12 protein-coding genes are annotated in these 10,606 nt (G+C 71.9%); 7 read left to right on the top strand and 5 right to left on the bottom strand.

From position 1 onward, the window contains the following. From Q0L15_RS05370 to Q0L15_RS05355, 4 genes are all read right to left on the bottom strand, one after another. The coding region (locus Q0L15_RS05370; protein WP_296602781.1) for a glutamate--tRNA ligase family protein at nucleotides 1-245 on the bottom strand (245 nt) is incomplete at its 3' end. Continuing rightward, complete coding sequence (locus Q0L15_RS05365; RefSeq protein ID WP_296602780.1) at nucleotides 242-1,051, bottom strand: fumarylacetoacetate hydrolase family protein; 810 nt, start codon at nucleotides 1,049-1,051, stop codon at nucleotides 242-244. The genes Q0L15_RS05365 and Q0L15_RS05370, both read right to left, overlap by 4 nt. Before the next feature lie 27 nt (nucleotides 1,052-1,078). Further along, entirely contained in the window at nucleotides 1,079-3,478 is a 2,400-nt protein-coding gene (locus Q0L15_RS05360) for a penicillin acylase family protein (RefSeq protein ID WP_296602778.1), read from the bottom strand. Nucleotides 3,479-3,487: 9 nt separating this feature from the next. Then, nucleotides 3,488-4,237, bottom strand: coding sequence for a M15 family metallopeptidase (locus Q0L15_RS05355; RefSeq protein WP_296602777.1), 750 nt, complete (start codon nucleotides 4,235-4,237; stop codon nucleotides 3,488-3,490). A gap of 139 nt (nucleotides 4,238-4,376) precedes the next feature. Here Q0L15_RS05355 and Q0L15_RS05350 point away from each other — a divergent pair, with 139 nt between their 5' ends. From Q0L15_RS05350 to Q0L15_RS05340, 3 genes are read left to right on the top strand one after another with little or no spacing between them, the layout of a single operon-like run. Further along, on the top strand, nucleotides 4,377-4,919 hold the full coding sequence (locus tag Q0L15_RS05350; RefSeq protein ID WP_296602776.1) for a SigE family RNA polymerase sigma factor: 543 nt from the start codon (nucleotides 4,377-4,379) through the stop codon (nucleotides 4,917-4,919). Beyond that, a complete protein-coding gene (locus tag Q0L15_RS05345; RefSeq protein ID WP_296602774.1) occupies nucleotides 4,916-5,557 on the top strand; it encodes a hypothetical protein in 642 nt (213 codons plus the stop codon). The genes Q0L15_RS05350 and Q0L15_RS05345 overlap by 4 nt, the downstream gene beginning before the upstream one ends. Before the next feature lie 27 nt (nucleotides 5,558-5,584). Then, entirely contained in the window at nucleotides 5,585-6,466 is an 882-nt protein-coding gene (locus tag Q0L15_RS05340; protein ID WP_296602773.1) for a 3-methyladenine DNA glycosylase, read from the top strand. Nucleotides 6,467-6,469: 3 nt separating this feature from the next. Here Q0L15_RS05340 and Q0L15_RS05335 read toward each other — a convergent pair whose 3' ends face one another. Then, nucleotides 6,470-6,937 carry a CoA-binding protein gene (locus Q0L15_RS05335; RefSeq protein WP_296602772.1) on the bottom strand — a complete coding sequence of 156 codons (468 nt, stop codon included), beginning with the start codon at nucleotides 6,935-6,937 and terminating at the stop codon, nucleotides 6,470-6,472. Between the two features lie 174 nt (nucleotides 6,938-7,111). On the opposite strand from Q0L15_RS05335, the gene Q0L15_RS05330 reads away from it, so the two are divergent. The 4 genes from Q0L15_RS05330 to Q0L15_RS05315 all read left to right on the top strand — a co-directional run. Further along, complete coding sequence (locus tag Q0L15_RS05330; RefSeq protein WP_296602771.1) at nucleotides 7,112-7,279, top strand: DUF6767 domain-containing protein; 168 nt, start codon at nucleotides 7,112-7,114, stop codon at nucleotides 7,277-7,279. Nucleotides 7,280-7,348: 69 nt separating this feature from the next. Then, a complete protein-coding gene (locus tag Q0L15_RS05325; RefSeq protein ID WP_296602770.1) occupies nucleotides 7,349-8,833 on the top strand; it encodes an aspartate aminotransferase family protein in 1,485 nt (494 codons plus the stop codon). Further along, nucleotides 8,833-10,080 (top strand): SidA/IucD/PvdA family monooxygenase, encoded by a 1,248-nt coding sequence (locus Q0L15_RS05320; RefSeq protein WP_296602768.1) that lies wholly within the window; start codon nucleotides 8,833-8,835, stop codon nucleotides 10,078-10,080. Before Q0L15_RS05325 ends, Q0L15_RS05320 begins: the two co-directional genes overlap by 1 nt. Then, on the top strand, nucleotides 10,077-10,606 hold a 530-nt coding region (locus tag Q0L15_RS05315), incomplete at its 3' end, for a GNAT family N-acetyltransferase (protein WP_296602767.1). The genes Q0L15_RS05320 and Q0L15_RS05315, both read left to right, overlap by 4 nt.

Raw genomic sequence — 10,606 nt, 5'->3', positions numbered from 1 at the left:
CCGACCTCGGGGCCCTCGTCCCAGTCGAGACCGAGCCAGCGCATCGCGCCGATCATCCCGTCGTAGGACTCCTGCGTGGAGCGCTCGCGGTCGGTGTCCTCGACCCGGAAGACGAACGTGCCACCGTGATGACGGGCGAACGCCCAGTTGTAGAGCGCGGTGCGCGCGAACCCGACGTGCGGCGAGCCGGTCGGGGACGGGCAGAAGCGGACGCGGACCGCGTGGGAGGTCGGGGAGCCGTTCACCGGAGAGCCACCTTGTTCGTGAGAGTGCCGAGGCCGGCGATCGAGACCTCGACCTCGTCGCCGACGTTCATGGGACCGACACCCTCGGGGGTGCCGGTGAGGATGACGTCGCCGGGCAGCAGCGTCATCACGCTGGACACGTAGGCCACCAGCGTCGGGATGTCGAAGATCAGGTCCTCGGTCGACCCGTTCTGCACCAGGTCGCCGTTGAGGTGGGTCTGGACGCTGCGACCCTCGCTGAAGTCGTGCGGGTCCAGGTCGGTCTCGATCCACGGGCCGAGCGGGCAGAAGGAGTCGAACCCCTTGGCGCGGGTGAACTGGCCGTCGAGCTTCTGCAGGTCGCGGGCGGTGACGTCGTTGCCGATCGTGTAGCCGTGGATGACGTCGGTCGCCTGCTCGGGCGGGACGTCGCGGCAGATCCGGCCGATCACGACCGCGAGCTCGCCCTCGTAGTGGAGGTTCTGCGTCTGCGGCGGGTAGAAGATCGGGTCACCGGGGCCGATCACGCTGGTGTTGGGCTTGAGGAACATCAACGGCTCGGTCGGCACGTCGTTGCCCATCTCGGCCGCGTGGGCGGCGTAGTTGCGCCCGATGCCGACGACCTTGCTGCGCGGCAGCACGGGCGCCAGCAGGCGCACGTCCTCGAGCTTGTGCTCCTGGTCGAGCAGCTTGACGCCGACGTAGAGCGGGTCGCCCGCGAGGGCGACGATCACGCTCTCGGGGTCCGGCTGTCCGAACTCGTCGAGCTCGCCCGTGACCACGCCGTAGAGCGGGTCCTCTCCCGTGGTGAACCTTGCGATGCGCACTCGTGGAGCCTACCGAGCGCTCCCCTGTCAGCCGCCGGTGAGGTGAAGCACCTCCACGAGCTGATCGCGGATCTGCGCACCGGTCCACGGGAACCGCACCCACCGCTCCTGGGAGAACATCTCGGTCTGGTCGTCGCTCCACGGCGACGCCGGGTCCTCGTACTGGCTGTAGGTGAGGATCGTGCGCGCCGCGATGTCCTTCTTCCCGCGGAACGCGATCGCCTGGATGTACGACGAGCCGCGCGTCACCGGGTCGAGGACCGGGTCGCCCAGCGTGCTGCTGACGGCGTTGGCGTCGCCGGAGAGGTCGCCCAGACCGCCGCCCAGCGGCCAGCCGGCCGACCCGCGGTCGCCCGAGCGGTGCAGCTCGCCGTAGGTCGAGCTCAGCTCGGGGTCGCGGGCGGTCACCTTCTCGATGGCGGCCTTCATCGCGTCGACGACGGGCTGCGCCGTCGAGAGGGAGCGCGGGGTCGTCAGTGGCTGCTGAGGTGAGAACGGCACCGTCCAGAGGGCGACGTCGCGCTGGTCGGCGATCGCCACGAACTCCTGGAAGATCGCCGCTCCGGCGTTGGACGTCGCGTCCGAGTGGCCGTCCCAGTCGTGCAGGACCCGGCAGGCCTCGCTCAGCCCGGTGGCCGAGCAGACCTGGTCGAGCCGGCCGCCGACGCGGGCGACCTCGGCGGCGTACACACGGTTGGCGTGCTCGTGCGAGGCCAGCGTCGCCGGCGTCTCCTTGCCCCGGCCGTTCTTCTGGGCGAGCTGGTCGCGGACGTAGGACATGACGACCTTGGTGCGCATGGTGCGCTCGCACGACTCGCAGCCGATGATCCGCGGGTAGCCGGTGAGGCGGACCTTGTCGTTGGGCGTCCAGTAGGAGTCGTTGGCGTTCATGACCCAGTCACGGCGCACGACCTCGGGCATCCGCGAGGGGCCGAGGATGCCGGGACGCTGGGCGTCCTTGTCCTTGCCCCAGGCGCAGGTGGTGCTCGCACGGCTGCCGTCGAGCCCCGGGAGACCGGACGCCGAGAAGATGAGGCCGCCGGCCGAGGTCATGCAGCGGCTGGCCATCTCGTTGGTGACGTGCGGCGTGACCGCATGGTCGGCGTACAGCACGTCGCCCGTGCGGTCGGCGGCGATCGTGTTGACCCACGGCATGCCGCCGCCGCGGTCCTGGCGGCGCAGGAGGTTGCGCACGGACGTGGCCATGTCCATCGCGAGGAACGTGTCGAACGTGCGCAGGTGCTCGGCGTTCGCGTCGCGGAACGCCCAGAAGCTGCTGGCGTTCCAGCCCATGAACAGGCTCGGCGCGTTGAGCACGTAGCCCTCGTCGGTGCGCCACAGGGTGCGGGTCACGGTCTCGACACCGGCGTCGGTCGCGACCTGGACCTCGACGTCGCGGCGGTCGAGCTGGTGGACCTGGCCGTCGGCGGTGCGATAGCTGGTCGGCGTCCCGGCGGTCGTGTACTGGTACGGCGTGAACCGGTAGCCGGTCGACACCGTGTGGCTCCAGGCCACGTCCTTGTTGAACCCGATGTTCACGGCCGGGAAGCCGGTCAGCGCCCCGCCCGCGACGTTCATCTTGCCCGGCACCGTCAGGTGCATCTGGGTGAAGCGGTAACGACCGAGCCACGGGAAGTGCGGGTTGCCGAGGATCATGCCGCGGCGCGTGGAGGTCTTGTCGCCCCCGACCGCGGTGGCGTTGGAGCCGAACGCGTCGTCGGGCGCCAGGGCGTCACGCAGCTCGGCACGGGTCGGCCGCGGAGCCGGCTTCGCACCGGCGGCCGGCGGGGTGGCGCTGGTGATCTGCGGGAGCAACCGCGTGGTGGAGGAGATCAGCTGCGCGAGGTAGAAGGCGTACCAGACGTCGGTGGTGGTGACGTCCGGCTTGATCCACTCCGCGTCCGCACACGCGGGGTCGGTGACCTCGTGGTCGCGCAGCCAGTCGTTGATGCCGGCCGTCTCGGCCACGACCATCGCCTTCGCCCGGGCACTCGGCCCGGCGACCGGGTCGGCCAGCAGCTTCTCCACGACCTGGCGGTCGTGGAGGTCGGTGACGAGCGTGTCCCACTCGAGGTTGGTCGCGGACCCGCCGACGTTGTCCTTGTAGGTCGCGTCGGGGCCGTAGTGCAGCGACCGCTGGCCGCGCGCCGTCACGAGCGTGTCCATCAGGTTGCACGTGGCCTCGGCGGTCGTGATCCACCCGGCGCCGTACGCCACCCCCGGGAAGGTGTCGGCCTTGATGTGCGGGATGCCGTGCTCGGTGATCCTGATCGTCACGTCGTACGCCGGCGCGCGCTCCCGCGGGGGCGCGACCGCCTCGGCGGTGGTGGCGGTGACGGTGGTCGCCGCCACGGGGGTCAGCAGGAGCAGGGACGCGAGGGAGAGGCCCACCCGGCGGGTGTGACGCCCGACATACCGAAGATGCACCCCCGAAACCTAGTGCTCATCCGGCCGCTCCGCGCGGTAATCGCCACCGCCGACGTCGAAGAGCTCCTCCAGCGTCGTCACGCCCGTGCGGTGCAGCTCCGCGGCCAGCTCGCGACCCACGAAGCGCAGGTGCCAGGGCTCGGGCGAGTACCCGGTGATCGAGGTGGTCTCCGGCCGGTAGCGGACGACGAACCCGAACCGCCAGGCCTCGCGCGCCAGCCACTGCCCTGCCGGGGTGTCCGCGAAGCACTCCTCGAAGTCGCAGCCCGGGTCGGCCGGCGTTACGAGGTCGACGGCGAGGCCGGTCTGGTGCTCGCTGTAGCCGGCGCGCGCCGAGACCCGGTCCGCCTCGACGGCACCGCGCGCGGCCACCAGGTCGGCGTGGACGTCGAGCTGGTAGTCGTAGGAGCGGAACGCGCTGGCGATCTTGAACCCCAGGCCCTCGGCGTCGGAGACCGCGAGGAGCTCCTCGAGCGGATCTGCGGCCGCGGTCGCGACCTGGTAGCCGCGGACGATCGCGACCTCGGGACGGAAGTCCGACGGCTCGATCGGGTGTGTCTTGTTGACGATCACCCAGATGCTGGCGGGGTCGGTCGTCGAGTGGGCCGTGCGGTCGAACGGGCGGGCGGCGCTCGGCGGGTGTTCCTTCTCGTGGCGGAGGCTCGCGCTGACCGGTGCCGGCTGCGGTGGAGCGGCCGAGCCGTCCGAGAGGCGCTGGACCAGCAGTCCGCCGCCGACCACGGCGCATACGGTCGTCACGGCCAGCGCTGCCACCACGTCTCTTCCCACGCTCCGTTGACCGGCACCGCGACGCGGGAGGTTGCACGGGCAGCCGTGCAACCGTTGTCGCGCCGGCACCCGTCAACCAGGTGAAGGCCAGCCGACAGGAAGGGCGCCCGTGCCCCGCAACAGCCACAGCGACCGCGACAGCGAGTTCGTCGCGTTCACCCGCGACCACCGCCGCGACCTGCTGCGGACGGCCACACTGCTGTGCGCCGGCGACGAGGCCTTCGCCGAGGACCTGGTGCAGACGACGCTGACCCGTCTCTACCTCGCGTGGGGGCGGGTACGCCGGGCCGACAGCCCGCTCGCCTACGCCCGACGCAGCCTCACCCACGTCTTCATCGACGAGACCCGTCGGGCGCACCGGCGGCGTGAGACGACCGTGGCCGACCCGGCGGGCGAGCTCGTCGCCGAGCCCGTCGTACCCGGCGCCGACCCGGACGTCCGCGCGGTGGTGCTGGCGGCGTTGAACTCGCTGGGACCCCGGCAGCGGGCGGTGGTCGTGCTGCGGCACTGGCACGACCTCGACGTCGCCGACACCGCGACGGTCCTCGGCTGCTCCCCCGGGACCGTGAAGTCCCAGAACGCCCGGGCGCTCGCCCACCTGCGGACCGTTCTCGGCGCCGCAGACCACCTGCTGCTGGAGGTATCCCCATGAGCCCGACCCCCCACGCCAAGCACGACATCAAGGACGTCCTCGGCCTGGTCGCCGAGACCGACCGTCCGGTGCCGACGCCCGCCGACGACCTCGCCCGTGCCCAGGGCGCGGCCCGGGCCCGCACGCAGCGGCGCTTCCGCGCCGGCCTGGCCGGCCTGGCCGTGGTCTCGGTGCTCGGCGTCGGCGCCGCGACGGTGCTGGACGACGCCGACCAGCAGACGACCCAGGTCTCGCCCGGGGGCGTCGAGCTGGTCGCGCAGCAGTTCGACGCCGCGCCGTACACCTTCGACCTCACCCCGCGCGGGTGGTCGGTGCAGGGCCAGCGGCCGCAGGCGGTCACGATCGCGCCCGACGACGGCTCGACCTCCGACGAGCCCGACGACTTCGTGGGCAAGCTCGTGATCATGTTCGACGCCAACCCGCCCTCCGGCGACGCGGTCGAGCTCGACGGCCGGACGTTCTGGGTCTCCGACTCCGGCGACGGCTACACGACGATGGCGACCCGGACCCGAGGCGACGAGCCCGCTGGCGTGGTGCGCATCCAGTACCCGCGCGACGCCGGCTGGGACGAGGACTCGATGCTGGCGTTCCTCGCGAGCGTGCACGTCGGCGACTCCGCCCGCCTCGGCGTGGGGTGAGCCGTCCCGCCCGCCTACCCTGATGCGGTGCAGGTGGAGGGGCAGGTGCAGGGGCAGGTGCTGGAGCGGACCGAGTGGGAGGCGCGCGCTGCGGCCCACGAGGCCCGGGTCGACGCGTTCGTCGCGCCCCACCTCGCGCGGCGCCGCGACCGGGTCAAGCACCCGGTCCACGACTTCCTCTTCACCTACTACGCCCAGCGCCCGGCGCAGCTGCGGCGCTGGCACCCGGGCTACGGCGTGCGCCTCGCGGACGCCCCGGAGTACGCCGGCCTGAAGGGGTACGCCGACGGCGCCGTCACCGACGAGCACGTCGCGTCCCAGCGGCCGCTGATCGAGTCACTGCACCGGCTGCTGAGCGCGACGGCCGGTCGCCCCGCGAACTTCGGCTGCTTCGGGATGCACGAGTGGGCGATGGTCTACCGGCTCTCCGAGGACGAGACCCGGCACGCCGCGTGGCCGCTGCGCCTCGGCCCGGAGGGCACCGACGCGGTCGTCGAGTCGCACCGGATCGCCTGCTCGCACTTCGACGCCTACCGGTTCTTCACCCCCGCGGCCGCGCCGCTCAACACCCTGCGGCCGACGTCGGCCGACCGACCGGCGTACGAGCAGCCGGCGTGCCTGCACGCGGGCATGGATCTCTACAAGCACGCCTTCCGGCTCACCCCGATGGTCAGCTCGGACCTGGTGGCCGACTGCTTCGAGCTCGCGCGCGACATCCGTGTGCTCGACATGCGCGCGGCGCCGTACGACCTGTCGGGGCTCGACGACGGCGCGTTCGAGCCGGTGCGGGTCGAGACCGCCGCAGGCAAGGCGGAGTACGTCGAGGCGCAGCGCCGCTTCGCCGAGCGCGCCGCCCCGCTGCGCGCCCGGCTGGTGGCGGAGTGCGAGCGGCTCCTCGCCGTCGGGTGAGGCTCAGACCTTCTTCGGCACGTTGCCGGTGAGGCCGAACATCCAGCGCATCGCCTTGTGCCCGCCGTCGGCGGTCGGGCCGAACATGCAGGGGCAGCCGCCGGGGATCACCGTCAGGCCGTGCTCGCGGCCGTAGGCCGCCGCCTTCTCCGAGACGCTCCCCTTGCCGGGCCCGCGGTGCATCCAGACCTGGGTGATCCCGAGGTCGACGCACTCGTGCATCGTGGCCTCGGCGGTCTTGGGGCGGGTGCCGATCACGACCGCCTCGACCGGGGCCGGCACTGACGCGAGGTCGGGGTAGCACGGGTCGCCCTCGACCGTCTCGGCGTTCGGGTTGATCGCGACGACGTCGTACCCGCGCTCGCGCAGCCGCTGGTAGACCATGTTGGCGCCGTGCGTCTTGGGGTCGCGGGACACGCCGGTCACGGCGATCCGCTTGTGCGACAGGAAGTCTTCTGCCGCCTGCTTCATCGGGACCACGAGACACCTCCGGGTGGCGGCCACGACGGCCCGCCAGCCGGGCCCGTCCGCTCGCCCTCCCGTCCCCGATGCTGGCCGCCGGAGCGGTGCGCCACCAGAGTCAAATGTCCATCGCATGACGTTTGGCCCTAGAAAGACCTAAGTCGTCGGCCTAGCGTCAGAGACATGAGAGCTCCCGAGCCGGAATGCCTGCTTCGCCCCGGCGACGCGTGCCGTCTGTGCCAGCCGGGAGCCCACGGACCCGAGGACTGCCCGCTGGTCGGGCTGGTCCTGGACGACCCCGAGCTGCGCGCTCAGCTGTGCAAGCTCCGCGGGGAGCTGCTCGTCCCCTGACTTGCCCACCGACCCGAGAATCTAAGTAAGGTAAGCCTTACCTAATTCTCGTCTCGGAAGGTTCCGCCGGTGAGCACTCCTCTGCCGCCCCCCATCCCCGACCTGCTCGCCCCCGACCTGTTCCACCCCGCGCGGCTGGACGGGCCACGCGGCTACCTCGCCGCGATGCGGCTGAGCGTCGGCCACCTGGCGCGCACGCTCGCCGCTGTCACCGGCCCGGCCACCGGGCGCTCGCCCGACCTGGCCGCGAAGGCGGTCGCCGAGATCGACCTGGACCGCCCGCTCGGCGACCCGCAGGCCGCTCTCGAGGAGCTGAGCCGGGTCTGGCTCGACGACGCGGTCTGGTTCCACGAGCCGTCGTACGCCGCGCACCTCAACTGCCCGGTGGTGATCCCGGCGTTGATGGCCGAGGTGCTGGTGAGCGCGGTCAACGCGAGCCTCGACACCTTCGACCAGAGCGTCGGGGGCACGTACGTCGAGCGCCACCTGATCGACTGGACCGCGGCCCGCATCGGCTTCGGGCCGGGCGCCGACGGGATCTTCACCAGCGGCGGCACCCAGTCGAACCTCCAGGGTCTGCTGCTGGCTCGCGACCGCGCCGTCGCGGGTGGCGCCGACCCGTCGCGGCTGCGGATCCTCACGAGCCGTGACGGCCACTTCAGCGTCCAGAAGGCCGCCCGGCTGCTCGGGCTCGGGGACGCCGCCGTCGTCACGGTCGCGACCGACGGCCACCGGCGGATGGACGTCGGAGCGCTGAGCCGAGGGCTCGCCCGGTGCACGGACGCCGGCCTGGTGCCGGCCGCGGTGGTCGCCACCGCAGGGACCACCGACTTCGGCGCGATCGACCCGCTGCGCGAGGTCGCGGCCCTGGCCGAGACCTACGGCTGCTGGCTGCACGTGGACGCGGCCTACGGCGGCGGCCTCCTGGTCTCCGCCCGTCGCCGGCACCTGCTGGCCGGCATCGAGCGGGCGGACTCGGTGACCGTGGACTACCACAAGACCTGGTTCCAGCCGGTGTCCGCGAGCGCCCTGCTGGTGCGCGACGGCCGCGAGCTGCGGCACGTCACCTGGCACGCGGACTACCTCAACCCGCGCGGCGTCGACCACCCCAACCAGGTCGACAAGAGCCTGCAGACCACGCGCCGCTTCGACGCCCTCAAGCTCTGGGTGACGCTGCGGGTGATGGGGCCCGACACGATCGGCGAGTACGTCGACACGGTCGTCGACCTCGCCGCGGAGGTCTGCCGGCACCTCGACGCCTCCCCCGACCTCGAGGTCGCCGCGGCCCCACAGCTGAGCACGATCGTGTTCCGCTACCGTCCCGACGGCCTCGACGAGGACGCCGCCGACCGGCTGGTGCCACTGATCCGCTCCGCACTCTACGAGCGCGGCACCGCGATGGTCGCCGCCACCAAGGTCGACGGCCGTCGCTGGCTCAAGCTCACGCTGCTCAACCCGATCGCCACGTTCACGGACATCCTCGCGATCACCCGGCAGGTGGTGGCGGTCGGCGAGGAGCTGATCGCGGCAACGTCCATCGAGGCGGCCGTCTGATGCACGACTTCATCGGCATCGGGCTCGGCCCGTTCAACCTGGGCCTGGCCTGCCTCACGGACCCGGTGGACGACCTCGACGGCGTCTTCCTCGAGGCCCGCGAGGAGCTCGCCTGGCACCCGGGCATGCTGCTCGACGACGCGACGCTGCAGGTGCCGTTCCTGGCCGACCTGGTCACGATGGCCGACCCCACCTCGCGCTGGTCGTTCCTCGCCTACCTCAAGCAGACCGGCAACCTCTATCCCTTCTACATCCGCGAGTCCTTCTACCCCCTGCGACGCGAGTACGACCAGTACTGCCGCTGGGCCGCCGACCGGCTCGGCACCGTCCGGTTCGGCCAGGCCGTCACCGAGGTCGTCCACGACGGTCAGGCGTACGCCGTGCGCACCGCGACCGGCGAGGAGCACCGCGGACGCCGGCTCGTGCTCGGCGTGGGGACCACGCCGTACGTGCCCGCATCCCTGCAGGGGATGGGGATCCACTCCTCGGCGTACCTCGCGCACAAGGAGGGGCTGCAACGACTCGACTCGATCACGATCGTCGGGAGCGGGCAGAGCGCGGCGGAGATCTATCGCGACCTGCTCGCCGAGAGTCCCGACCACGGCTACCACCTCACGTGGCTGACGCGCAGCCCGCGGTTCTTCCCGATGGAGTACACCAAGCTCACCTTGGAGATGACCTCGCCGGAGTACACGGCGTACTTCCAGGGGCTGCCTGCCCAGACGCGCGACCGGCTGCTGCGCGAGCAGCGCTCGCTCTACAAGGGCATCAGCGGCGACCTCGTCGACGAGATCTTCGACCTGCACTACCGGCTGCGGGTGCAGGGCGACGGCCCGCGCACGACCATGCTCACCAGCACGACAGTGCGCGGCGCCCGGTCGTGCGGCTCGGCGTACGAGCTGACGTGCCACCACGACGAGACCGGCGAGGAGTTCTCCCTGTCGACGCAGGGGCTCGTGCTCGCGACCGGGTACGCCGCGCAGGCGCCGGCGTTCCTCGACCCGGTGCGCGACCGGATCGCGTGGGACGAGCGCGGGCGCTACATCGTGTCGCCGACGTACGCGATCGACCACGGCGGCAGCGAGATCTTCGTGCAGAACGCCGAGGAGCACACCCACGGGTTCGTGGCGCCCGACCTCGGGATGGGCGCGTTCCGCAACTCGGTGATCATCGCGGCGATGACCGGGCGCGAGGTCTACCCGATCGAGAAGCGGATCGCCGTGCAGACGTTCGGGGCGCCGCGATGAGAGTGACGATCGAGCCGCTGGACATCGAGCGCGACCTCGCGCTCGTGCACGCGTGGGTGACCCACCCCCGCTCGGCGTTCTGGCAGATGCAGGACGCGGGCCTGGCCGACGTGGCGGCGGAGTACCGGATGATCGCCGACGATCCGCACCATCACGCGTGGCTGGGGCGGGTGGAGGGGGTGCCGGCGTTCCTCGCCGAGACCTACGACCCGTTCCACTCCAAGTTGGCGCAGCTGCCCGAGCTGCGGCCCGGCGACCTCGGCATGCACGTGCTGGTGGCGCCGAGCGACCGGCCCGTGCACGGGTTCACGCGGACGGTGTTCGCCGCGGTCCTCGACCACTGCTTCGCCGACCCGTCGGTACGCCGCGTCGTGGTCGAGCCCGACGCGCGCAACGACCGGATCCGCGCACTCAACCGGGAGTTCGGGTTCCGCGAGCTGCGAGCCATCACCCTGCCGACCAAGGAGGCCATGCTGTCCCTGCGCGACCGAGACCCCGTCGACCACCTCTCCCCCGACCTCCTGGC

It is taken from the genome of Nocardioides sp. (assembly GCF_024509035.1).
Taxonomy (GTDB): domain Bacteria; phylum Actinomycetota; class Actinomycetes; order Propionibacteriales; family Nocardioidaceae; genus Nocardioides.
This window is presented reverse-complemented; position numbering and strand designations above follow the sequence as displayed.